Below are 23,387 nucleotides of genomic sequence, written 5' to 3'. Positions count from 1 at the left end.
GCGAAAATATTTTTGCTATATAAAATTAAATTTTCCTTTCTTTAAAACAAGCCTTGTGCCGCCGATCATAAACAGGGCACGGTCATCCACGACTTTTTTCATAACAGAAGCAGAAGTGCCTTTCAGCTTTTTGCCAAACACAATGCCGATCGCATTGTCTTCCCCGAGGGAGCAGACGGTGCCTTTGTCATTAAAAGTGAAAGCTTCCAGGCTTTCTTCACCGTGGATCTTTTTCAGGAGGTTCCGTGCGCATACTTCCCCATGCTGCATCGCCATCTGCGCTGTCGGCGGGTACGGGCGGTTTGTGTCCTTATTGATGATCAGCGCACAGTCCCCAATTACAAAAACATTTTCATGCCCCGGAACGGTCAAATCCGGTTTGACTTTCACCCGGCCGCGCACCGTTTCAAACCCGGACGCATCAATCACGCTATTCCCGCGCACACCCGCGGACCAGATGACGGTGCCAGACTTGATTTCGTACGGCTCTCCGCCTTTTTTGCAGGCCCATACCCCGTCTTTTGTCGCTTTTTTGACCGCCGTGCCAATATGGAACTCGACGCCTTTGCTTTCCAAATACGAAAGGGCGTAATCGACAAGTTCGCGGTCAAATTGCGGGAGAACGATAGGATTGGATTCAATCGAAACGATCCGCACTTTATCGCGTGGAATCCCGTATTCCTTGCAAAGCGCCGGAATCCGGTTCACCAGCTCGCCAAGAAACTCGATGCCGGTAAAACCCGCACCGCCGACCACAATGGTGAGCCGGTTGTCATCTTTATCGTTTTCCCTCCGGTAGGCATCGAACTGGCGCTCAATATGTTCCCGGATTTTTTGGGCAGCGCTTACATCTGTAATCGAAAAAGTATGCTCTTTCAAACCTTCGATTCCGAATGTTTCCGCGTTGGATCCAAGTGCAATGACGAGATAATCATATGGTAACACTTCCCCGCCTTTTAACTCAACTGTGTTCGCGTCTTTTTTTATCCGCTTGACTTCCGCCTGCTTAAATTGCACTTTATTCTTATTTAAGACGTTTTGAATCGGGTAGCGGACCCGGTCATGGTGCAATGTGCCGGCGGAAGCTTCATGAAGCCATGTTGTTTCGTAATGGTAATCATTTTTGTTCACGAGTGTGATGTCCGCTTCCCCTTTTGCAAGCTGTTTTTGCAGACGCGTCACGGTCATGAGCCCGCCGTAACCGGCACCCAGTATAACCACTTTCGGTTTCTCCATTTTTCTCACTTCCATCTCTTTATTTTGGACAGGCCGGCGCCTGTATGGCAACATCATCCATTATTTGTGATTTTATTCACGACAATTGGCACGCCAAATTTGTCACATGATCTCCATCAAATTGTCACAAAAAATACATATCTCCACTTCAATCATATGCTTTTTACCCGCTATTTTCAATTGAAAACTGTACTAAAATAATAATAAAAATATTCTAATATATAACATGGTGCCTAAAATTTTTTCCGGACGCAGGAACACCTGCCTGCCTTGCCCGCAGAGGTTTTTAGCCTGTGCGCTTGTGCCAAAATGTGCTATGATGAAGGAGAATGAAGCGTATTGGAGGGGTTTCGTTGAAGGAAGATCAAACCGTTTATGATATAACCGTTATCGGGGGCGGGCCGACCGGCTTGTTTACAGCATTTTACGCCGGATTACGGAAAATGTCCGTAAAAATCATTGAAAGCCTGCCACAGCTTGGCGGGCAGCTGGCTGCGCTTTACCCTGAAAAGTATATATACGATGTCGCCGGTTTTCCGAAAGTGAAGGCGGCTGATCTTGTAAATCAATTAGAAGAGCAGGCCTCCATGTTCCAGCCGGTGATCTGCACGGGCCAGTCCGCAGAAAAGCTTGAAAAGAATGAAGACGGCATTTTTACGCTAACAACTGATAAAGAAATCCACCATTCCAAAGCGGTCATCATCACTGCCGGTGTTGGTGCATTCCAGCCGCGCCGCCTCGAAGTTGAAAATGCTGCACAATACGAAGGAAAGAATCTGTTTTATTTTGTGAATGATATGGACCAGTTTGCCGGCAAAAGTGTTGCCATCCTTGGCGGCGGCGATTCCGCGGTTGACTGGGCGCTTATGCTGGAACCGGTTGCCGAAAAAGTGACGCTCATCCACCGCCGGGACAAATTTCGTGCCCATGAACGTACGGTGGAACAATTGAAGCAATCGCGCGTTGAGATTAAAACACCGTTTGTCGCGAGCGAAGTGATGGGTGATGGGGAAAATATCTCCCGGCTTATGATTGAAGAAGTAAAAGGCGATGCGAAAGAAGCGCTTGATATTGATGCCCTTATCTGCAATTATGGCTTTATTTCGTCACTCGGCTCGATTAAAAACTGGGGCCTTGAGATTCAAAAAAATTCCATTGTCGTCAACTCCAAAATGGAAACAAATATCCCAGGCGTTTACGCAGCCGGCGATGTTTGCACGTTTGAAGGTAAAGTGAAGTTAATCGTAACGGGGTTCGGGGAAGCCACCACAGCGGTCAGCAACGCGAAAACGTATCTTGACCCGAAAGCCCGCGTCCAGCCGATGCACAGCACTTCGCTGTTTGAATAAGGAAAAATCAAAATCCCGGATGGCTGCCCAACCGGGATTTTTGATTAAATATTGCTCTTATCGCCGCTCCGGACCCATTTCAGGACGGGGGCATTTTTTTGTTTCAGTTCTTTTTTGTTCTCCCATGCACTGCTTTCTGATCCATCCGCTTTGGCGTCTGCCGCATCATCCACGAGCCATTTTTTTGAATTCTTGTCATATTTAAGCGTATATTTGCGGAGGGTCTTGTAGGAATAGTCCTCATAATTTTTTTCTCCCGTATATTTGATCTTTTCGTTATAGGAAACGAGTGCTTCAATTTCCGCTTTCCAGTCTGCATCAAAATGGTTGATGCTCAGTTCATCCATATTTACGACGGAACCCAAATACTGGGAAGTCACTTCTTTACATAATCTTTAATGGCTTCAAACTGCGCCTGTTCAAGTGAAAAGTCTTCCTTAAAAGAATCGGTCGCGTTTGAAAGCTTATTGGCATCCAGTCCGGAAGTCGTATATACGCTTAGATCCTCGTTGAACTTGCGGATCGCCTCCAAAATCCCTTTTTGTACGTTTTCGCTTTTTTGGGCAAGGCGGCTGTCATCAACAATCATGCTGACTTCGGAATTTCCCCATAAATCCTTTTTCTCTTTTTGGAAAAAGGTTCCCAAACTGTTTTTTACCGTTACATTCGTTTGGTAAGTTCCGGGCAAAAGTGGGCCGTAAGTATGACTTTCTTTTTTTTCCGGAACTTTCATATTTCCGATTGACACATTAAGCTGGTCGTTGTCGCTTTGCCCGGTCACTTTTAAGTGGACGGTCTTCACTTTCAGCTTATAGTCGGGGAAAAATCCCCATTTCTTTCCGTCTTGAACGAGGCTGATCTGCTGGTTCGTTTCCGCGTAATTTTCGTCCTTTATTTGGTTATGAATGCCATCTCTTATCACCTGATAACTGTTTGCATTGGTTTTTAAATACCGGATCATGGCCTGAAGGGAAGTATTGTTCACCAATGCATTCGGATTGTCGGCAACAATCAGCCCTTCCAGCTGCTTCGTATCCTTTGTTTTGACCGCATTCTCGAACTTTTCCAGTACCCGGTCAGGTTTTGAAGCCTGGGAGAGCGCGATCCATATAACCGCAAGTACAACAATCACGGCTGCAGCTATGGCAATCAGCCATTTATGTTTCGTGAGTTGCGCCATAGGTTAATACACCTCTCCGCCTGCAAAAGCTTCTTCCAGCTCATTTGTATAGTCATTCTCCTGCCAAACCGTCCATTTTCCGTCTTTTTTCACCATGGAAACTTCTGCCGGGTCTTCAGCTTCTTTTGGTTCCATGGAACTGACAATGGAATCGAATTTGGAGAGGGCATATTTTTTTGCTTTTTCTGAATCGTAATTTTCGCTGTTATCCAAATATTCATCTGCATATTTTTCCACTTTTTCAGAAATATCGTCCATAGAAATGGTGGAATAGGTCAACTTTACGACCGCTTTATTTTTGTAGCTCGCAACGGCTTCCGCATCCAGTTTCGCTTTTTCGGCAGCGGCCGATTTATAGGCTTCATAATACTTTTTCATATCTGCATCTGATATATCATCGGTAATATTGTCGTTAAAGGCTTTTTTAAAGGTTTTATACGCATCTGTCTGGACAGCTTCCTTATTCTCTGAAACATATTTTTCATAATCGGCATTGTCCTTGTTTAAATAAATGGTGTCTATATATGCCTTTAACGCTTTTGCCGGGTCCTGCAGGGAATCGTACGATTTACTGTATTTTTTGGTATCCAGCGCAAGTTTCAACTCGTCACTGTCATCCCCGCTTTTTTCCGTAAACGGCTGGATGCCCAATGTATATGTTTTGCCTTTTTTTACTTTTACCAGTACGGTCATCTTTTTTGTATTGCCCGCCCCGATACTGCCGCCGCGTGAAGTGCCCATATCGAGCCGGGTGCTGTATATGTCGTCTTCTATGTTCACTTCTTCGTTGCCATCGTATAATTTAATATTGCTATATGGAGAGATATGGACCGTATCCGAAGACACATTTTTGATCTTTAAGTCAACGGCCAGGAGGTCTTTCTCACCGTCTTCCGAAACATCCGCATCGTCATCCTTCAACAGGGCATAGGACGCGTCTGTAATTGAAGCTTCAATTAACTTGTTTTTATTGGAAGATCCCCCTTCCGCTTCTGCTTTTTTATCTGATTTCCCGCAAGCAGCCAATCCCCATACCAATGCCAGAACAACAAGCAGCACATGCCATTTTTTCACTGCAGTTTCCCCTTTCCAATCTTCATTCTGCAGCTGATAAATCGCAGAATTTCCTTAACTTTTTATCGAACCCGGGGTACGGTTTTTTTATGTATAATGCGGGTAAAGGAATACATAACGCAGCTTCCCCCTCGACATTCCTTTCTCCCCCATTATGCAAGGACCAAGTTCCCTTCCCCTTTTTCCGAAAAATCCGGGCAAATGAGCAGCTAAGGTATATCTACCCTTTTTTCCATGAATAAACATATTTACGAAAAAGTATTTTATTTTTAATGACTTTGTAAAAAGTTGTGGCTTTTTAGCGCAAGGAAGGCGTTTATAAATGCGGATGTACAAACAGCGAAGGAAATTGGCGTGCCCGGACAGGAAGAAAACCGGAAGACAGGCGCTGGCTGGATTTTTTGAAAAGATTTTTGTGAGGCTTGCGAATGAAAGGGACTTTGCCAAAAAGGAGCTTAAATCAATTCAGCAGCGCAAAAGCCCCGCCTGTCATTGGCGGGATATCCTGCGCTGCTGCAATGAAATGGGAACCTTGCTGGCGTATAAATATCCTGTTTTTGCAGCATCACTTTAAATGCTTCAGCATTTTTCCGGTGTGCCGGCTTTTGTTTTAGTTTTAAATGAGGAGCCGCATCCGCAGGTGACAATCGCATTCGGATTATCGATCGTGAACCCGCCCCCTAAAAGCGACTGCTTATAATCGATGACCGTGCCGGTTAAAATCGGGGCGCTCTCATGATCGACGAGAATCCGGATGCCGTGCTGTTCGCCGACCGCATCGCCTTCTTTGATTTCGTGGTCAAGCGACAGGCCGTACGACAGGCCGCTGCAGCCCCCGCCGTTTACAGACACACGAAAATATGCGTCCTGCTCATCGTTTTGCTCCATCATGTCTTTAATTTGAAACGCAGCTGCTTCTGTAAGATGAATCACTTCACTCATTTTCCGAACCTCCTTTCCTTGATTATAACCATTTACACCGTGCAAAACAATGATTGCGTATCTCCCGGGCGCCGGGCAGTCTTAAAATGCGGGCTGCTTTATTTTAAAATTGCATTGCAACTCGAAAAATTCAACAAAGTCGCTGCTGTAAACGTTTTTTAATGAAAAATTTTTAATCGTGCGCTGCAAACGCATTTTCCGGGATATAGCCGTATTGCTCCATGACCGCATAAATTTTCTTTAGCCTTGGATTGCCTTCTGCCACCGGCTCGCCTTCAATGACAACAACCGGGTAAAACAGATCTTCATCCATCACTTTTTGCGCAAAAGCACGCACTTTTTGATCATCACCGGGTGCAAAAATATCGATATACTGGATGTCAAACGGCTGGCCCGGGTATTTCCGCGAAAGTGCTGCTTTGAGCCATTCAAATGTATCTTTAGAAGACGGCGCACCGACGCAGCTTGCGCATATTTGCTCCGCCCCGTAAACTTGAATCGTCACTTTTTTCTCCATCAAACCCGCACCTCTTCCGGGGATTTCTTATTCATATTGTACACAACAGCTTGCAAAAAGGAAAACACTATATCCCGTTTTTTTATGATAGATTTTTCTTGTAATCCTGTTTATAATGAGAAGTAAGAAAGGAGCGATCATATGCCTGCAGATACAATTACAGAACAAGTTCAGGAAGTATTGGATAAATTGCGCCCGTTTTTGCTCCGTGATGGCGGCGATTGCGAGCTGATCGACGTGGAAGACGGCATTGTTAAACTCCGCCTTTTAGGGGCATGCGGCAGCTGCCCGAGTTCCACGATCACGTTGAAAGCCGGGATAGAACGCGCATTGTTTGAAGAGGTTCCCGGCGTTATGGAAGTAGAACAGGTTTTTTAACGGGCAGTACGCGGTTTCCTATCAAGGAACCGCTTTTTTACTGGAATAAATTTTACTTGGACGGGATGATTCTCTGGTTATTCACGCATCCGTGCTTGCCTTCACTACGGTCCGGCCCGGCATTCGAAACCTGGCCCGAGATGTGTTTCAAGTGCTTGCTGTCCTTTTCTACAAGGAGCCACATTTTTATTGAATATCTGCATGGTGAATGGTTTTCTGAAATGCTCACCATGCCTGACATCCGCACTTGCCTTCACTACGGGCCGGGCTTCATTCGGAAACCTGACCGGAGATACGTTTTAAACTAGCCGGCCTTTTCTACAAGGAGCCGCTTTTTTATCGGGCTTTGAGCCATGCCACCCTGGGAATATTGTATTTTCTTATCGGAACTTCCGAGAGCTCATAAAATTCAGCCAGAAATGCTTCGTATGCTTCTGCCCCCCGTACATTTTTCCAAAGCTGTTCCTCATGCATTTTTTGTTCTTTTTCAGACCGGGTGAGAAAATAGGTTTCTACACATTCAAAATAGTGAAGGGGAAACAGCAGGCGCGCGAAAATGAGCCGCCACGAAAAAGGCGAAAGCGGCGAAAGCGAAACATATTGCTGCAAAAACGCGCGGACATCAGGGCGGAACGTGTGTGTTTTCTTAAAATACTGCGCGCGGATCCACTCAGCAATATCCCTGCCTGCGTGGTCAAACACCCAGTCAAACGGGTGGTGGATGATAAATTTCCGGCCCCACGTTTCGTTTGAAAACCGTTCATGGCAAATGGTGCCGGCATCTCCCGGGCCAGGCGCCTCATCCATTTCCGTATCGACGACATACTGGATTGCATTTTCACAAAGCCCCATGTAATAGGGAAACGTTTCAGCAAACAAGCGTTCAAACGGGTGGTCGGGGTGCTCTTCTACTGTCCGGTACCATGCCTTTTCCATTTGTTCAAGGCGCATTTCCCAGTAATTTTTCCATTCGCCCATCCGGTTTGTTTCCGTTATCGTGGCGGAAAGCGTGCGGCCGCGCAGGTGGAATTTCGCAAGTTTCCTGCCCGTGCGCATATTTCCGGGCGCTTTTTTATAACGGTTTTCCAGTAAAACATAATCGCTATCCCCATCTGTTACGAGAAATTTCTTTTCTTTAGATGGATAAAAGGCGGAGGCATAGCGGTCGCCATTCGTCACGAGGTGCCGGGACATTTCATATAATTCAACAAGCACATTTTCAGGAACATTTGTCACGGGAACGAGCGTATAAAGATTACCGTTTGCTTCATAGCGGACCTGTTTTCCGTCAAAAAAAGACTGCCCGGCGTCAATGCCGTAATATTTTTTCAAAATGGCCTGTGCCATCATCTTCCCTCCCCAAAAAATGCATTGCACTTTCTACATTATATGTGAAGGAACGTGTATTCTTGCTTGATCTCATAAAATCCATTAGAATGATCATGCTAAAGAAAATGTCGAATAGTTGAGGTGAGAACATGGAAAACAAGAAAAATATGGATGTGTCAGAACAAATTGCAAGGCAGCGGCTGAAAGAACGGGGCGTAGAATTGGAAGATATTGCGAAACTCGTCCTGTATTTACAAGAGAAGTACTTTCCGGAAATGACGCTTGAGGATTGCATGGAAAGTGTCAACGCCGTTCTTTCCAAACGCGAAGTGCAAAACGCCATTTTAACCGGGATCCAGCTGGATGTGCTGGCGGAAAAAGGGATGCTTGACGAACCGCTGCAAAGCACGATTGCGGTCGATGAATCCCTTTATGGTATTGATGAAATTATGGCTTTGTCGATTGTAAACGTGTACGGTTCGATCGGTTTTACCAACTACGGTTATATTGACAAACAAAAACCGGGCATTTTGGCGAAGCTCAATGACCACTCTGACGGCTCATGCAACACGTTTCTCGATGATATTGTCGGGGCCATTGCCGCTGCAGCCGCAAGCCGCCACGCACACAGAGTGGCGCACGTGCAGCCGTAAAAACACGAAAAAAAGGCAAGATACGTTTTTGTATCTTGCCTTTTTTCGGTATTCGTTTTCCAAACAAATCGGACTTTACAACAGGCGGGCATATGGAGCCTTCCTGATTTGCACCCGCGCTTGTCACACTTCCCACTGGTCAAGGGAATCAACCGTATAGGTCGGCAGGATTTCTTTTGTCTTCAACATTTCCTTCGTCGTTATGCCGGTATGGACGAGCAGGGTGTCAATGCCCGTGCGGATGCCCGCCAGAATATCGGTATCGTAATTGTCCCCAACCATGATCGTCTCTTCTTTTTTCGAACCGAGGTATTCAAGCGCCTGCTCGGTAATGATCGGTTCCGGTTTGCCGATAAAGACCGGCTTGGTTTGGGTCGCAACCGCAAGCACCGAGGTTAAAGCCCCGTTTCCCGGGAGCAGCCCGCGTTCGGTCGGAAGGGCAATATCGGCGTTAGTGGAAATAAATTTGGCCCCGTTCCGGATCGCAATGGCGCCGAGGGCGAGCTTTTCGTAAGTAATATCCCGGTCAATGCCGAGCACGACATAATCGGGGTGATCGGATGTGATCGTAAAACCTTTTTCTTTGATGGCCGTATTGATGCCTTCTTCGCCAATCACATATACAGAAGCATCCGGCTTTTCATCATAAATAAACCGGGCGGTCGCCATGGATGTCGTAAAGACCTGCTCCGTTCTTGCCGGGATATCGAATCCGCGCAGTTTTTCGGCAACCTGTGCCGGTGTTCTCGAAGAATTGTTTGTAACAAATAAATACGGAATCCCTTTTTCCTGCAACCGGCTGACAAAATCGCCGGCTTCTTCTATTTTTTCCGTTCCGCGGTACATGGTGCCGTCCAAATCAATCAAATAGGCTTTATACTTTTTCATGCTGAAATTCCTCTCTGTTTCGTTGCTTATTCCCCTTTAAAAGCGTTAACCGGGCCGAGTTCGTTTGCCAGGTAAGTACGCACATCTTCCGGAAACCGTTCGAGTGCCTTGAAATTAGCCGCAAGCACTTCCTGAAGGGTGCCGTAATCCAGATCTGTATACCCCCGGACAAGCTGCTTCCTGAGCGCGATGACAGCCGTCAGCTGCTTTGCCGATTCAGCGGAAACCACATTTTCATCTTCCAAAATGTCAATGATGTCTTCATAGCTCCCCGGATCGCGCATAATAAACCCGTCAATGATCGCGTTTCCGACATCCAGAACCGATTCGATGACGGTTTCTGCAATTCTTTCCAAAGCAGCCTTTTCGATTTCCGTCTGCCAGGCCGGCTGCGCTTGAAACAAGGCAAGCCGTTTTTCCATAAATGACAATATCCCGTTTATTTTTTCACGATCGACAAAATACATCCTGTCACCTTCTGCCTAAAGTTTATCAAATGGCGGTGCCGGGCAAAACTTATTTGGCAACGATTTTCTTTGCGACAAAATAGGCACAGCCGAAATTGCAGTATTCATAAAGATATTCCGTGAGTGTACTGATTCTGGTGTCAAAAGTGGATTTCGGATTTCGGTCATCAAAAAAACCGCGCAGCCGCAGCTGTCCGTAACCCCAGTCGCCGACAATATAGTCGTACTTTTCCAGTATTTCACTATATCTGCTTCGGAATGCTTCTTCATTGTAGCCATTCCGGTAATTGGCAATAATCTCGTACGTATGGCGGTGGATGGTGACCAATTTCAATTCCTCCATTTTCCCCGTGTGCCTTCCTGCCTTATTTTATTATAACGAAAAACCGCCCAAATTCTAAGCGGAACGCGAAAAATTTTTTCAGCCCCATTGAACGGAAAAACTGCGCCCATTAAAGTGCGCAGCCCGTTTCTCAAATTTTTTGCGTCTGTTCCACGTTCCCTAAAATATGCTTTGCTTTTGCAGCGGCACTGACCTGTTCATCCGCATGGTATGAAGAGCGGACAAGCGGACCGGATTCGCAGTGGCTGAATCCTTTTTCAAGTGCAATTCTTTTTAATTCGGCAAATTCATCTGGATGGTAATATTTGACCACTTTCATATGTTTTTTCGTCGGCTGTAAATATTGCCCGAACGTCACGATGTCCACATCGTTGGCGCGCAGGTCATCCATCGCTTCCGCCAATTCTTCCATCGTTTCGCCGAGGCCGACCATAATGCTTGATTTAGTCGGAATCTCCGGCTGCATTTCCTTTGCCCGCCGCAAAAATTCAAGCGACCTGTCATACGTGGCGCGGGCGCGGACCCTTCTTGTCAGCCTCCGGACGGTTTCAATATTGTGGTTTAAAATATCCGGTTTTGCATCCATCAATGTTTTTAAACTTTCGTACCGGCCCTGCAAATCGGAAGGCAGCACTTCAATGGTGGTAAACGGGTTCATGCGGCGGATCGCTCGGATCGTTTCAGCCATCACCGCTGCACCGCCGTCTTTCAAATCATCACGGGCCACCATCGTCACAACCACATGCTTTAAGTTCATTTTTTTCACCGATTCAGCAACCCGTTCCGGTTCCTGCCAGTCGAGTTCGGACGGCAACCCGGTTTTTACGGTGCAAAAACGGCAGGCGCGTGTGCACGTATCGCCCAGAATCATGAAAGTCGCAGTCCGCCTTGTTCCCCAGCATTCATGGATATTCGGGCATCTCGCTTCTTCGCAAACCGTATGTAAGTTTTCCGTACGCATTAATTTCTTCAGTCCGGTATAATTTTCATTCGTATTGAGCTTGATTTTCAGCCATTCGGGTTTCCGCAAAATCTCTTCCTGTTTGTTCATTTTCCATCTCTCCCACCGGGTTCGTTCTCTCTCACTTTACCACATTCGTCCCTTTTTTGAAAAGAAAACGCCACCGGTTTTTCCAATATTTAATATTGATGAAAATCCGCTTCTCTTTCCACAATAAGCGTAAGAGGATTTTCATATTGCGGTTTTTCTGTTTCGACAACATTGATAGAAAGAGGGTTTTCGCATTGCGGTTTGTTTTGCTTTTCTGCCTTGTAACAGGGCTTTCATTTTCTGCCCTTCATGCCCAAGCAAAAGAAATATCCGATAAAGAAATGTACAAAAAACGGATGGAACTTTATCAGCATATGGAGGCATTTACCCAGATTCCGTGGTACAATTTGGCAGCCATCGACCAGTATGAACGGAGCATCCGGTTTGTCCGTTCCGACCTACCGAAACCAGCCGGCCTTATTTCCATTTATTTTCCCCCTGAAAAATGGTCCGGGCTTGCCAATCCGAACCACAATGATACCCATCCGCTTTCGATTGCGTTTTTCGGCGGGATCGGAAAGGACGGGAACGGGGATGGGAAAGCTGACCGCAACGATGATCTTGACGTGCTTTTTACACTGAGCGAGTATTTGTTGCGGTATGGAACGGATGATGATGACTTTGAAATTGCGCTGTGGCATTATTACAAACGGGATAAAGCCGTACAGCTGATCACGGAAAAGGCGAAGATTTACAAGACATTCGGCACCATTCAGCTGACAGACAAGGCGTTCCCGATCCCGCCCGGATACAATTACAGCTATCGGAGCACATGGGGCGACCGGCGAGGCTGGGGCGGCCGCCGTATCCACGAAGGGACGGATATTTTTGCAGATTACGGCGTCCCGGTACGTGCGACTTGTTACGGGGTGATTGAATTGAAAGGGTGGAACAAGTACGGCGGCTGGCGCATTGGTATCCGTGATTTGAACAATTCGTATCATTATTTTGCCCATTTAAGCGGTTATGCAAAAAATTTACATGTCGGCCAAGTCGTCAAACCGGGCATGTTGATCGGCAGCGTTGGCAGCACCGGTTACGGCCCGCCCGGCACATCCGGAAAATTTCCGCCGCATTTGCATTATGGCATATACAAAGACAACGGCCGAAGCGAATGGTCTTTTGATCCTTACCCGTCCTTAAAGAGATGGGAATTACTTGAGAAACAGCGGAAATAAGGAACGCTGGAGCGAGCGCAGCGCTTTTTATTTCGTGTTTTTTGGCAGTTCGATGAGCGGCTGCGCTCCGCCACCGTTTCCATTATAAAATTGCGGGACATCGCCATTATAGTTACCCATTGCAAGCGGGACATCATGTGTATAGGTGATGACATCCGATGCAAACGGGATAATGACCTGCATTTTGATTTTGATTTCAACATAAATATAAAAAAATGCGTTGTTAATGCCATATTCTTCTTTTTTCACTTTAATATTGGAGCTTTCAACATCCCCCACCATTTGAAAGGTCACGGGAATATCCGGCCCCATGTTTCCGAGCAGAGCAATATCGGTCACTTTCCCGAGCGGAACGGAAAAAATTTCAGGTTTTGATTTTTTCTTTTTCCCGAGCATGCCGTCGTTTGATATTTCTTCAAGAGACGTAATGTCTCCTTCTTCCACTTCTTTAAATTGGCGGGTAATCTGGTTTTCAATTTCAGACTGGGTGACGGCCAATTCCCGCGGGTCAATCGTATCCAACTTGCTGTTTTTTCCGCCACTCACATGGTCTTTGATCGCTTCGTTCGTGACATATGAGGCGATTTTTTTCATTTCCGACTCGGCGTACCGCATTAAAGTAGGTTTTATGCCTTCGTCAATAATGACAATGCTGATAATAGTGGTAACCGTAAAAAATGCGATGGAAAGCAAAAGCACGTACCGCGTCGGCAAGGGTCCCCGCCGTTTTGAGGTGCGGAATTTTCGCATAAAAAATCCCCCCCTGCAAGCAAATGTATGTCTGCATAAGGGGGATTATGATCATATTAAAAAGCGTGGGTCCGGATGTTGTGCTGAAGGACATTTTATGCTTTCAGGCACAGTGGTTTGTCTTTCATGATCTGGATGAAGGACATTTCGCTGGTTCACGGCTCATGTTTTGTCTTTCATCGACCTGATGAAGGACATTTTGTTGTTTCACGGCACGCGTTTTGTCCTTCATTGCCCTGATGAAGGACATTTCGTTGTTTCACGGCACGCGTTTTGTCTTTCATCATCTCGATGAAGGACATTTCAGGGGTCCTGGCACTGCGTTTTGTCTTTCATCACCACAATGAAGGACATTTCGCTAATTCTCGGCACGCGTTTTGTCCTTCATCACCCTGATGAAGGACATTTCACTGGTCCTTGGCTCTCGTTTTGTCCTTCATCACCACAATGAAGGATATTTCGCTGTTTCACGGCACACGTTTTGTCCTTCATCACACGGGAAGGACGAATGCAACATCATCTTTTGTGCTTCAACCTAATCGAACGTTTAAATCATTTTTAACAATGCTTGTTTCCCGATCATGCCGGCGGTAACCCCGATCTTTTCCGCTTCATGGGTGACCGACTCGAGCGGTGCTTCCAGCAATTGTTCAATCGTCTTCACACCGACTGCCCTGCCGGCGATAATATGGCGGTCCTTTAGTTGATCATTCAACAAGCCCACATCGAGCGCGCCGCACATAATATAGCCTTTGTCGCACGATACGGCCAGCAAGGTTGTTTTCGGCAGCCGGACAGTTGTCGCGATAAACGTATGTCCCCCGATCTCAACAGGTGTTACGGTTACCATTTCCATCCGCCCCTTTCTTTCATATTTTATGAAAAGAGCGGTGAAAAGTGCCTGCCAGCCAATGTGCTGCCATATTACATCCCAAATTCGATCTTTGGAAACTCCATTGACCGTCGCTGCTTCTAAGAAGCCAGGAAACTGCCATTGATTCATTGCTACATTGCTTTGCGCATGGGCATTTCATCCTACTGACCATATTCCTGCAATAACTTCCATTCCATCACATCACGCAAAAATTCCGGCATAAAATAATGGATTTTCGCCTCCCGGATATGCGGGAAAAAGTCGCCAAATGTATACATATCAATCGTACCAAGCCTGTAGATACGATCCGGTTCCAGCGGCCTGCCCCCCACCTCTATTTTCCGCAAAGCATGATTGAAACCGATATTCCGGTAAATAAACCGGCCCATGATTTTCCCGCGGAAGCCGAGCCCCTTCAGCTCCAGATGCGGCCATTTCGGGTCGAGCGTTGAAAGAAGTACTTCCTGAAGTTTTTCGCCCGTCAGCTCGATCAGACACGGGTTAATCGGATGCGGGAGAATCCGGTGGAGATCAAATTTCGTGACCGGCCCGTGTTCCAGACTGTCAAGCACAAGGCCGGCATTCAAAAATGCGCAATCGGCATCGCACCATTCCATGACCGCATCACAAAGCAGGCCCGCAAGCCGGTTTTCCTTGAACCAGTCCGATTCCAGTTTTTCCGGTAAATACACGAGTTTTTGATTCAATAATTTTTTTCCTTCAAAATAATAATGTTCAATCTCGGCCGCTTCTCCGGGCGGTTCCTGGAAGTTCCCGGTCGGTAAAGCACGGGCTGACTGATAGACGATTTTTTTGGCAGCCGGATCGATTTCAAGCTTGACATGCCCGATATAATAGCCGTATTTGCCGGCTGCCGCAAGAAGCGTCCGCCCGTCCAGTTCACCTTTTGCCAACACATGGTGCGTATGCCCGCCCAACACAAGGTCCACTTCCGGGTACAGCTTTGCAATAAGGCGGTCTTCATGAATGCCGAGATGCGATAAGACGATGAGGATATCCGCCTCTTTTTTTAAAATATTCATTTGTTTCCCTAGTTCTTCCAGTGGATTAGAAAGCTGCCAACCCAGCAGCCGGTACAGTTTATAAAATCCTGCTGTCACACCGGTTACCCCGATTTTGACACCGCTTTTTGTCGTGTACAGTTTCCGCGGCACTGCCCACTGCGGCCGTTTCCCGTTTTCATCGAACAGGTTGGTAAGAATCACGTCAAATTGTGCTTCCTCATACAATGTGTCTAGCGCCTCGTGCGGCATCGTAATCCCTTCATTATTTCCAATGGTCGCAGCCAAGTACCCCAGTTGATTTAAAAGCCGGACATTTGCCTTGCCCATGGTCCCTTCTGTATACGGATGCCATCTGTCGACGTGGTCGCCGAGGTCAAACAGCAGCATCTCTTCATTTTGCCGGGCATGCTGCGCCTGTTTCCTCTCAAGAAAATGCCGGATTTTCGGCCAGTTTTCAAAATGGCTGTGGATATCATTTGTATGGTATATATGTAAAATTTCGTTCATATTTGGTCCCCTTATCATCATGAGGGTAATCTCGTCATGCCGTTTCATACGGCCGCTTTTTATCCTTTATGCTTATGCAGTTTATTTTACCACGATTTTCAAATTGGCGCCCCATGAAAAAACAGCCGTGCGGAATCCGCAAGCGGCTGTTTTTTCTGCCATCACCGTCTAAAACTAGGCTTTACAGCAATATATGAGGGGTGATTTGTGGGTAAATCGCACCCCTACGTTCAAAAACTCTCTATAACCGTTGATATATCAAGGTTATCCAATCGAACCTTCCATTTCAAACTTGATCAAACGGTTCATTTCGACGGCGTATTCCATCGGGAGTTCTTTTGTGAACGGTTCGATGAAGCCCATAACGATCATTTCCGTTGCTTCCTGTTCGGAAATGCCGCGGCTCATCAAGTAAAAGAGCTGTTCTTCCGACACTTTTGATACTTTTGCTTCGTGTTCCAAAGAAATATTGTTGTTTAAAATTTCGTTATAAGGCACGGTATCTGATGTGGACAGGTGATCCATAATCAGCGTGTCGCATTCGACATTGGAACGCGCGCCGTCCGCTTTCCGGCCGAAATGCACCATGCCGCGGTATGTGACTTTTCCGCCGTGTTTTGAAATCGATTTGGATACGATCGTGGACGACGTATTCGGCGCAAGATGGTACATTTTCGCGCCGGCATCCTGGTGCTGGCCTTTTCCGGCGATCGCGATCGACAGCGTCATACCGCGCGCCCCTTCGCCTTTCAGCAGCACGGAAGGATACTTCATCGTCAGTTTTGAACCGATGTTGCCGTCAATCCATTCCATTGTCGCATTCTCTTCACATACGGCGCGTTTCGTTACAAGATTATAAACGTTGTTCGCCCAGTTTTGGATCGTCGTATAACGGCAATACGCATTTTTCTTAACGATGATTTCAACGACTGCGCTGTGGAGCGAGTTTGTCGAGTAAACCGGCGCCGTGCAACCTTCGACATAGTGGACGGAGGCACCTTCGTCAACGATGATAAGGGTCCGTTCAAACTGCCCCATATTTTCCGAATTGATCCGGAAATAAGCTTGCAGCGGGGTATCCACTTTTACACCCGGCGGAACGTAAATGAAAGATCCTCCCGACCAGACAGCCGAGTTTAAAGCCGCAAATTTATTGTCCGTCGGCGGAATGACGGTTGCCCAGTATTTGCGGAAAATATCTTCATTTTCTTTTAAAGCGGAGTCCGTGTCTTTGAACACAATCCCGAGTTTTTCGAGATCCTGCTTCATGTTATGATAAACGACTTCCGATTCATACTGTGCGGAAACGCCGGCCAGGTATTTTTGTTCCGCTTCCGGAATGCCAAGTTTATCAAATGTATTTTTGATTTCCTGTGGTACTTCATCCCACGAACGGCCGGCATGTTCCGTCGGTTTGACGTAATACGTAATGTCGTCGAAATTTAACGCGGAGAGATCGCCGCCCCATTGCGGCATCGGTTTATTGTAAAAGTGTTCAAGAGACTTCAGACGAAAATCAAGCATCCATTGCGGTTCTTCTTTCATTTTTGAAATTTCTTCCACAATTTCTTTCGTCAATCCGCGTTTTGCACGGAAAATGGAAACATCTTTATCATGAAAGCCGTACTTGTAATCACCGATTTCCGGCATTTTTTTAGCCATCAGCCATCATTCCTCCAATCCTTTTTCGCTTCTTACCCCTTTTTCCATTGCTTTCCATGCCAAAGTTGCACATTTGATCCGGGCAGGGAATTTGGATACGCCGTGTAACGCTTCAATATCGCCAAGATCTTCAGCCTCTTCATAGTCTTTTCCCTGCACCATTTCCGAGAAAATGTGGGAAAGTTTCAGCGCTTCGTCTACTGTTTTTCCCTTTACGGCCTGCGTCATCATGGAGGCCGATGCCATCGAGATGGAACAACCTTCACCAGTAAATTTCGCATCTTGGATGAGGCCGCCCTCCACTTTCAATGTCAAATGAATCCGGTCGCCGCAAGTTGGGTTATTCATATCGACTGTCAGGCTTCCATCTTCCAAACTGCCCCTATTCCGCGGATTTTTATAATGGTCCATAATCACACTGCGGTAAAGCGCATCAAGATTAGAAGACATTTGTAAAATACTCCTTTGCTTTCACGATACCGGCAACAAGTTTGTCAATATCTTCTTTCGTATTGTATAAATAAAAGCTTGCACGTGCGGTCGCTGTCACGTCCAGCCATTTCATCAACGGCTGTGCGCAATGGTGGCCCGCGCGGATCGCAATGCCTTCCGCATCGAGGATGGTCGCGGCATCATGCGGATGCACGTTTTCTAAATTAAACGTCACAAGGCCGGCGCGTTCGTCTGCGCTTTCCGGGCCGTACACCGTAATCCCTTCTATTTCAGAAAACTGACTGAGGCAATAGGCACTTAAATCCTGTTCATGCGCCGTAATTTCATCAAGCCCGATTTCTTCGAGAAAATCGATGGCTTCCCCGAGCCCGATTGCACCGGCAATCACCGGAGTGCCGCCTTCAAACTTCCACGGAAGTTCTTTCCAGGTGGAATCGTACAGGCCGACAAAATCAATCATTTCGCCGCCGTATTCAAGCGGTTCCATCTCTTCAAGCAGCGCCTTTTTGCCGTACAGGACGCCGATGCCGGTCGGACCGCACATTTTGTGACCGGAGAAAGCAAGAAAGTCGCAGTCAAGATCCCTTACGTCCACTTGCATATGCGGCGCACCTTGGGCGGCATCGACGACCATGTAAGCACCATGGCTGTGTGCGATTTTCGCTATGTCTTTTACCGGGTTAATGGTGCCAAGCACGTTTGAGACAAGCGCTGCAGCCACGATTTTCGTCCGCTCCGTAACCGTTTTTTCCACATCTTCAAGTCGCAGCGTACCGTTTTTTTGCATCGGCACATATTTCAAAACGGCGCCTTTTCTTTTGGCGAGCTGCTGCCACGGGATGAGGTTGCTGTGATGCTCCATGTAGGTAATGACGATCTCATCGCCTTCCTGCACTTGTGCATCGCCGAAACTGTGGGCAACAAGGTTCAGCCCGGCTGTCGTCCCTTTTGTAAAAATGATTTCTTCCGTTGATTCGGCACCGATAAATTTGCGGACTTTTTCGCGCGCGCCTTCGTAATGGTCAGTCGCTTTTGTCCCAAGCGTATGGACGCCGCGGTGAACGTTCGAATTATATTCACGGTAGTATTGGTTGACGGCTTCAATGACACGGAGCGGCTTTTGTGAAGTCGCAGCACTGTCTAAATAAACAAGCGGGTGGCCGTTTACTTCCTGGTCCAATATGGGAAACTGCCGGCGAACTTCATTGATATCCATTATCTGACTTTCCTTTCAATGACTTCCGTCAATTGTTTTTTTACACTTTCGATCGGGAGCTGTGTGACAACCGGTGCAAGAAAGCCGTGGATGATCAGCCTTTCCGCTTCATTTTTCGAAATCCCGCGGCTCATCAAATAGTAAAGCTGAACCGGATCGACACGGCCGACAGATGCGGCGTGACCGGCCATCACATCATCTTCATCAATGAGCAACATCGGGTTTGCATCGCCGCGCGCTTTTTCGCTTAGCATGAGCACGCGCGATTCCTGCTCAGCGTCCGATTTGCTCGCGCCGTGCTCGATTTTGCCGATCCCGTTAAAAATCATCGTCGACGCGTCTTTGACAACGCCGTGTTTTAAAATAAAGCTTTCTGTATTTTTCCCGAAGTGGGTAATGCGCGTCGTAAAGTTTTGCGTCTGCTTGCCGCGGCTGACCACAACCGTTTTGGAATGGGAAACGGATCCGTCGCCCACAAGGTTGGTCGTATTATCTGAAATCGTATTGCCGTCGTTCATCATGCCGAGCGCCCATTCAATTTGGGCATCGCGCCCGGTGTAACCGCGGCGGTTCACATATGTGGTGACCCCTTTTGCAAGCGTATCAACCGCGCCGTATTCGATCTTTGCATTGGCGCCGGCAATGACTTCCGTTATGATGTTCACAATGCCTTTCGCGCCATCGTTTGCCGAAATATAGTTCTCCACATAGGTGACGGCACTGTTTTCTTCGGCAACCACCAGCACATGGTTGAAAAGCGGTGCCGTTTCATGGTCGTGCACATAAATGGCCTGAACCGGTTCTTCAAGCACAACATTTTTTGGCACATATAAGAATGTCCCGCCGTTCATGAGTGCAGCATGTAGTGCCGTCAAACGGTGTTCATCGACTTTAACCGCCTCTGTCATGAAAAATTTTTGGACAAGCTCCGGATGTACTTTGACCGCTGTCAATATATCGGTCAAAATGACGCCTTGTGCTTTTGCGCTTTCCGACAAGGACAGATAAGCCGGTGTCTGGTTATGCTGGATATACAAATTTTGCTTCGCGTTTTCGAGATCCACGAGCGCCTTCACTTTTTCCGGCAATTCGTTCAAAGCGCTGTAGGTTGTGCTTTCCACGCTAAAATCGGTAAATTGTGTAAAGTTCCACTTGTTCAGTTTTGTCTTGTCCACTTCCGGAAGCGGCAGGACCTGGGCCCGGGCGAATGCCTGGAGGCGGAACTCCTTCAGCCATTCCGGTTCACCGTTTTGTTCGGAAAAGGTGCGGACATCTTGCTCGTTCATTGCTAATTTCGTTTCTGTCATCAAGTCTCTCGCCCCCTGCTTAAGCTTCCTGGCCGACCGTTTCGTCTTCGATGCCAAGTTCCTGTTTAATCCATTCGTAGCCTTCCGCTTCAAGGCGGTTTGCCAGTTCAGGGCCGCCCGATTTGACGATGCGCCCTTGCATCATGATGTGGACAGCATCCGGTGTAATATAGTCTAACAAACGTTGATAGTGAGTAATGATGATGCATCCGAAATCTTCGCTGCGCATCGAGTTGATCCCTTTTGCGACAACCTTCAATGCATCGATGTCAAGGCCGGAGTCGATTTCATCGAGAATCGCAATTTTCGGTTCGATCATCATGAGCTGTAAAATTTCGTTCCGTTTTTTCTCACCGCCGGAAAAGCCTTCATTCAAATAGCGTTGCGCCATGTTCGTATCCATTTCAAGATATTCCATTTTTTTGTCGAGTTCGCGGATAAATTTCATCAGTGGAATTTCATTGCCTTCGCCGCGGCGCACGTTAACCGCCGAGCGTAAAAATTCCGCATTCGTCACGCCGCTGATTTCGCTTGGGTATTGCATGGCGAGAAACAGGCCGGCTTTCGCACGTTCATCCACTTCCATTTCCAGCACATTTTTTCCGTCAAGCGTGATGGTCCCCTGGGTGACGATGTATTTCGGATGCCCCATAATGGCAGAAGACAGCGTCGATTTCCCTGTTCCGTTCGGGCCCATGATCGCATGGAATTCACCGCTGTTTACTTCAAGATTGACCCCTTTTAGAATTTCTTTTCCCTCTACTTCGACGTGAAGATCTTTTATTACGAGTTTTGATCCTGCCATAAAAAATTCCTCCGTTATTTGTATATTCAGTTCCAATTTATTCTCAATTTATTCTCATTATTATTTTATAACAAATGAAAACTATGCGCAACTAGTAAAAACCTGTGGATAACCATGGCATGCCATCTTTTTTCCGCGGTTTTCCGGCCTTGCTTATTCATTAATAATAGCACAAAATGTACCCGGCATAAAATTCCTGATACAGATTTCTTGAATTTCCCTGTATTGCACATTGGAAATCCGGCAAGCTGCCTGAAACAGCATAAAAAAAAGCCGGGATTTGTTTTGCAATCCCGGTTATGCTGTGATTCTCATTTTCAGCCAGTTATTTGATAATCAGGCGGATTTGGCCTTACTTTTTGGTGCAGGTTGCGGGGTTCCTGCAAGCCAAAACAAAGATTCCAGCAGCAAAAAATGGCGGTACGTGCCCCTGTACCGGAGTTCGCCCATTTTCAGAAATGTGCCGAGGCGCGCGCGGCGGGAAAGGAGCTGTTCGAATTGCCGGAGCGCCATTTCCAGTTCAAAATCGGCATTGCCGGTTTCAAGCTGCACGCATCGCTCCTTGGAAAAAGCAACGAGGCAGCATTCGTCCCCATCACGGAATAATACGGTAACAGGCACCGCCGGCAGCAGCATCCGCAATTGTTTTTTCCGTGCCAGGCTATTCAGGAAAAATTGGATGGTCTGTTTCATGACAACACGCTCCAATCATCATTTCCTTTCCCTATTCTGCACGGACGCTGCTGATCCTGCTGAAATCGTTCAACAAATCGCGCGCTTTCCCGGCTGATTTTGGCGGCCATGCTCGAACGATGTCTGAAAAAAGTTTTTTTGCGGTTGAACGGCGTTTCCGCGCAAAAGCCCTGCCATTTTTTCCGCCATTCAAGCGGGGTTTCCGTTTATGAATGCCCACACCGGATTGGTTTGCGCTGTTGTCTCATTAAAAAGAAGACAATTTTTCAAATAGTGACGGGACGGATTGAAAAGCGTACACTTTGTCTATTACTTTCCCGTTTTCAAGTAGAAGCAGGCACGGCACGCTTTCGATCTGGTATTTTTCCGCCATTTGCGGCACGTAATTCAGATTGGCTTTGGCATAAGGAAAGCGGGGGACAGCCTGTTCTGCAATCTCCAGCATCCTCCCCGCCAGCTGGCATGTTCCGCATAAAGGGGTGTAAAAGTACAGGGCAAGTTTTTCTTCCTGCAAAATCCGTTCCTCCAGTTGTTTTTCCTTTGTCCAGTCTTGCATCGTAATCCATCCTTTACACAAAAAGGCACCGCAGCTTGGTGTGCAGTGCCTGTTAATTTTATGCTTCGTTGATCATTTCCTCGTACTGTTCCGCCGTCAGCAAATCATCCAATTCAGCCGGGTCGGACGGTTCAACGACAATCATCCACGCTTTTTCGTACGGGGATTCATTAACGAATTCCGGGCTATCGCATAAATCTGCGTTGACCGCAACGACTTTGCCGCTGACCGGCGCATACAGTTCCGATACCGTTTTCACGGATTCGACACTGCCAAACGGTTCTTTTGCCGTGACTTCATCGCCTTCTTCCGGCAGCTCAACAAATACGATATCGCCGAGTTCGGCCTGGGCAAAATCGGTGATGCCGATCCGGACATGGCCGTCTTCTTCTTTCACCCACTCATGATCTTCCGTATACCGCAGTTCCTCAGGTACCGCCATCTCAATCCCTCCGTTATGTATCCGTAATAGCCTTCAGTTTTAAATTACCGAAAAACAGCGCTTAAATCAATCACTTTTTCAGCAATTTTTCATACGCATCCTCTTTAAATCCGAACATGGCAAAGGCATCGCCTGCAAGAATCGGCCGTTTGATCAGCATGCCGTCGGAAGCCAGCAGTTCAAGCGCTTCTTCTTCGCTCATTTCCGGGATCTTGTCTTTCAAACCGAGTTCGCGGTACTTCTGCCCGCTCGTGTTGAACAGCCTTTTGATCGGCAGCCCGCTTTTTTCATAAAAGTCCTTAAGAAGTGCTTTTGAAGGGGGATTTTCGACAATGTGCACCGCTTCATAGGCAACGTCATGTTCGTCCAGCCATTTTTTCGCTTTCCGGCAAGTCCCGCATTTCGGATACCAATAGAAAGTAAGGGCCATTTTTGTCCACTCCTGTCATCTTGTCTTATCTGTATGTTAGCCGATTTTTCCCGGCGATGCAAAAGAAAAGGGACTCCGGCCA

Annotated in this window: 27 protein-coding genes and 1 pseudogene; 5 read left to right on the top strand and 23 right to left on the bottom strand. The window is 47.1% G+C overall.

Features of this window, described 5'->3' with window-relative positions; translation table 11 throughout:
• Window positions 1–15 precede the first annotated feature (15 nt).
• Window positions 16–1,236, bottom strand: coding sequence for an NAD(P)/FAD-dependent oxidoreductase (locus P9687_RS05280; protein ID WP_260832035.1), 1,221 nt, complete (start codon window positions 1,234–1,236; stop codon window positions 16–18).
• Between the two features lie 353 nt (window positions 1,237–1,589).
• On the opposite strand from P9687_RS05280, the gene P9687_RS05275 reads away from it, so the two are divergent.
• On the top strand, window positions 1,590–2,585 hold the full coding sequence (locus P9687_RS05275) for an NAD(P)/FAD-dependent oxidoreductase (protein ID WP_035184151.1): 996 nt from the start codon (window positions 1,590–1,592) through the stop codon (window positions 2,583–2,585).
• A 44-nt stretch (window positions 2,586–2,629) separates the two neighbouring features.
• Here the strand turns inward: P9687_RS05275 and P9687_RS05270 are convergent, their stop codons facing one another.
• From P9687_RS05270 to P9687_RS05260, 3 genes are read right to left on the bottom strand one after another with little or no spacing between them, the layout of a single operon-like run.
• On the bottom strand, window positions 2,630–2,950 hold the full coding sequence (locus tag P9687_RS05270) for a hypothetical protein (RefSeq protein WP_225620907.1): 321 nt from the start codon (window positions 2,948–2,950) through the stop codon (window positions 2,630–2,632).
• 11 nt (window positions 2,951–2,961) lie between these two features.
• Entirely contained in the window at window positions 2,962–3,765 is an 804-nt protein-coding gene (locus tag P9687_RS05265; protein WP_225620908.1) for a TcaA second domain-containing protein, read from the bottom strand.
• Window positions 3,766–3,768: 3 nt separating this feature from the next.
• Window positions 3,769–4,839, bottom strand: a complete 1,071-nt coding sequence (locus tag P9687_RS05260; RefSeq protein ID WP_071452011.1) for a DUF5105 domain-containing protein — start codon at window positions 4,837–4,839, stop codon at window positions 3,769–3,771.
• Window positions 4,840–5,188: 349 nt separating this feature from the next.
• Between P9687_RS05260 and P9687_RS05255 the strand changes: the two genes are divergently transcribed.
• On the top strand, window positions 5,189–5,413 hold the full coding sequence (locus tag P9687_RS05255) for a hypothetical protein (RefSeq protein WP_151211013.1): 225 nt from the start codon (window positions 5,189–5,191) through the stop codon (window positions 5,411–5,413).
• Between the two features lie 5 nt (window positions 5,414–5,418).
• On the opposite strand, the gene P9687_RS05250 is transcribed toward P9687_RS05255, so the two are convergent.
• Both P9687_RS05250 and P9687_RS05245 read right to left on the bottom strand, forming a co-directional pair.
• Window positions 5,419–5,781, bottom strand: coding sequence for a HesB/IscA family protein (locus P9687_RS05250; RefSeq protein WP_013860122.1), 363 nt, complete (start codon window positions 5,779–5,781; stop codon window positions 5,419–5,421).
• A 172-nt stretch (window positions 5,782–5,953) separates the two neighbouring features.
• A complete protein-coding gene (locus P9687_RS05245) occupies window positions 5,954–6,298 on the bottom strand; it encodes a YuzD family protein (RefSeq protein ID WP_014097542.1) in 345 nt (114 codons plus the stop codon).
• Between the two features lie 141 nt (window positions 6,299–6,439).
• Here P9687_RS05245 and P9687_RS05240 point away from each other — a divergent pair, with 141 nt between their 5' ends.
• Entirely contained in the window at window positions 6,440–6,676 is a 237-nt protein-coding gene (locus tag P9687_RS05240) for a NifU family protein (protein WP_014097541.1), read from the top strand.
• A 336-nt stretch (window positions 6,677–7,012) separates the two neighbouring features.
• Here the strand turns inward: P9687_RS05240 and yutH are convergent, their stop codons facing one another.
• Window positions 7,013–8,023, bottom strand: coding sequence for a spore coat putative kinase YutH (gene yutH / locus P9687_RS05235; protein WP_071452012.1), 1,011 nt, complete (start codon window positions 8,021–8,023; stop codon window positions 7,013–7,015).
• Between the two features lie 131 nt (window positions 8,024–8,154).
• Between yutH and P9687_RS05230 the strand changes: the two genes are divergently transcribed.
• Window positions 8,155–8,658 (top strand): phosphatidylglycerophosphatase A family protein, encoded by a 504-nt coding sequence (locus P9687_RS05230; RefSeq protein ID WP_014097539.1) that lies wholly within the window; start codon window positions 8,155–8,157, stop codon window positions 8,656–8,658.
• Window positions 8,659–8,781: 123 nt separating this feature from the next.
• Here the strand turns inward: P9687_RS05230 and P9687_RS05225 are convergent, their stop codons facing one another.
• The 4 genes and pseudogenes from P9687_RS05225 to lipA form a co-directional block, all read right to left on the bottom strand.
• Window positions 8,782–9,546, bottom strand: a complete 765-nt coding sequence (locus P9687_RS05225; RefSeq protein ID WP_071452013.1) for a TIGR01457 family HAD-type hydrolase — start codon at window positions 9,544–9,546, stop codon at window positions 8,782–8,784.
• 26 nt (window positions 9,547–9,572) lie between these two features.
• Window positions 9,573–10,013 carry a DUF86 domain-containing protein gene (locus P9687_RS05220; protein ID WP_071452014.1) on the bottom strand — a complete coding sequence of 147 codons (441 nt, stop codon included), beginning with the start codon at window positions 10,011–10,013 and terminating at the stop codon, window positions 9,573–9,575.
• A gap of 49 nt (window positions 10,014–10,062) precedes the next feature.
• Window positions 10,063–10,356 (bottom strand): YutD family protein, encoded by a 294-nt coding sequence (locus tag P9687_RS05215; RefSeq protein ID WP_017552020.1) that lies wholly within the window; start codon window positions 10,354–10,356, stop codon window positions 10,063–10,065.
• Window positions 10,357–10,486: 130 nt separating this feature from the next.
• Window positions 10,487–11,410: pseudogene (lipA, locus tag P9687_RS05210) on the bottom strand (lipoyl synthase); the annotation flags it as partial.
• A 191-nt stretch (window positions 11,411–11,601) separates the two neighbouring features.
• On the opposite strand from lipA, the gene P9687_RS05205 reads away from it, so the two are divergent.
• Window positions 11,602–12,585, top strand: coding sequence for a M23 family metallopeptidase (locus tag P9687_RS05205; RefSeq protein WP_014097534.1), 984 nt, complete (start codon window positions 11,602–11,604; stop codon window positions 12,583–12,585).
• 27 nt (window positions 12,586–12,612) lie between these two features.
• On the opposite strand, the gene yunB is transcribed toward P9687_RS05205, so the two are convergent.
• From yunB to P9687_RS05145, 12 genes are all read right to left on the bottom strand, one after another.
• Window positions 12,613–13,335, bottom strand: a complete 723-nt coding sequence (gene yunB / locus P9687_RS05200; protein WP_328228453.1) for a sporulation protein YunB — start codon at window positions 13,333–13,335, stop codon at window positions 12,613–12,615.
• A gap of 547 nt (window positions 13,336–13,882) precedes the next feature.
• On the bottom strand, window positions 13,883–14,185 hold the full coding sequence (locus P9687_RS05195) for a YunC family protein (RefSeq protein ID WP_014097532.1): 303 nt from the start codon (window positions 14,183–14,185) through the stop codon (window positions 13,883–13,885).
• Window positions 14,186–14,370: 185 nt separating this feature from the next.
• Complete coding sequence (locus tag P9687_RS05190; RefSeq protein WP_328228452.1) at window positions 14,371–15,741, bottom strand: bifunctional metallophosphatase/5'-nucleotidase; 1,371 nt, start codon at window positions 15,739–15,741, stop codon at window positions 14,371–14,373.
• A gap of 264 nt (window positions 15,742–16,005) precedes the next feature.
• The gene (gene sufB / locus P9687_RS05185) at window positions 16,006–17,403 is read right to left on the bottom strand and encodes a Fe-S cluster assembly protein SufB (RefSeq protein WP_014097530.1); all 1,398 of its coding nucleotides are present in this window, start codon (window positions 17,401–17,403) and stop codon (window positions 16,006–16,008) included.
• A gap of 6 nt (window positions 17,404–17,409) precedes the next feature.
• Complete coding sequence (sufU, locus tag P9687_RS05180; protein ID WP_014097529.1) at window positions 17,410–17,853, bottom strand: Fe-S cluster assembly sulfur transfer protein SufU; 444 nt, start codon at window positions 17,851–17,853, stop codon at window positions 17,410–17,412.
• Window positions 17,843–19,072 carry a cysteine desulfurase gene (locus tag P9687_RS05175; protein WP_026683851.1) on the bottom strand — a complete coding sequence of 410 codons (1,230 nt, stop codon included), beginning with the start codon at window positions 19,070–19,072 and terminating at the stop codon, window positions 17,843–17,845. The genes sufU and P9687_RS05175 overlap by 11 nt, the downstream gene beginning before the upstream one ends.
• Window positions 19,072–20,382 (bottom strand): Fe-S cluster assembly protein SufD, encoded by a 1,311-nt coding sequence (gene sufD / locus P9687_RS05170; protein WP_017552017.1) that lies wholly within the window; start codon window positions 20,380–20,382, stop codon window positions 19,072–19,074. The genes P9687_RS05175 and sufD overlap by 1 nt, the downstream gene beginning before the upstream one ends.
• A gap of 16 nt (window positions 20,383–20,398) precedes the next feature.
• Complete coding sequence (gene sufC / locus P9687_RS05165) at window positions 20,399–21,184, bottom strand: Fe-S cluster assembly ATPase SufC (protein ID WP_014097526.1); 786 nt, start codon at window positions 21,182–21,184, stop codon at window positions 20,399–20,401.
• Between the two features lie 336 nt (window positions 21,185–21,520).
• Entirely contained in the window at window positions 21,521–21,877 is a 357-nt protein-coding gene (locus tag P9687_RS05160; RefSeq protein WP_026683850.1) for a hypothetical protein, read from the bottom strand.
• 247 nt (window positions 21,878–22,124) lie between these two features.
• Window positions 22,125–22,433: a thioredoxin family protein gene (locus tag P9687_RS05155; protein WP_061086880.1), complete on the bottom strand. Its 309-nt coding sequence runs from the start codon at window positions 22,431–22,433 to the stop codon at window positions 22,125–22,127.
• A 58-nt stretch (window positions 22,434–22,491) separates the two neighbouring features.
• Entirely contained in the window at window positions 22,492–22,875 is a 384-nt protein-coding gene (gene gcvH / locus P9687_RS05150; RefSeq protein WP_071452018.1) for a glycine cleavage system protein GcvH, read from the bottom strand.
• Between the two features lie 70 nt (window positions 22,876–22,945).
• Complete coding sequence (locus P9687_RS05145; RefSeq protein ID WP_071452019.1) at window positions 22,946–23,305, bottom strand: arsenate reductase family protein; 360 nt, start codon at window positions 23,303–23,305, stop codon at window positions 22,946–22,948.
• Between the last annotated feature and the right edge of the window lie 82 nt (window positions 23,306–23,387).

It is taken from the genome of Weizmannia sp. CD-2023 (assembly GCF_036225245.1).
Lineage (GTDB): Bacteria > Bacillota > Bacilli > Bacillales > Bacillaceae_C > Weizmannia > Weizmannia faecalis.
Note: the sequence above shows the minus strand (reverse complement) of the source record. Positions and strands in the feature narration are given on the sequence as shown.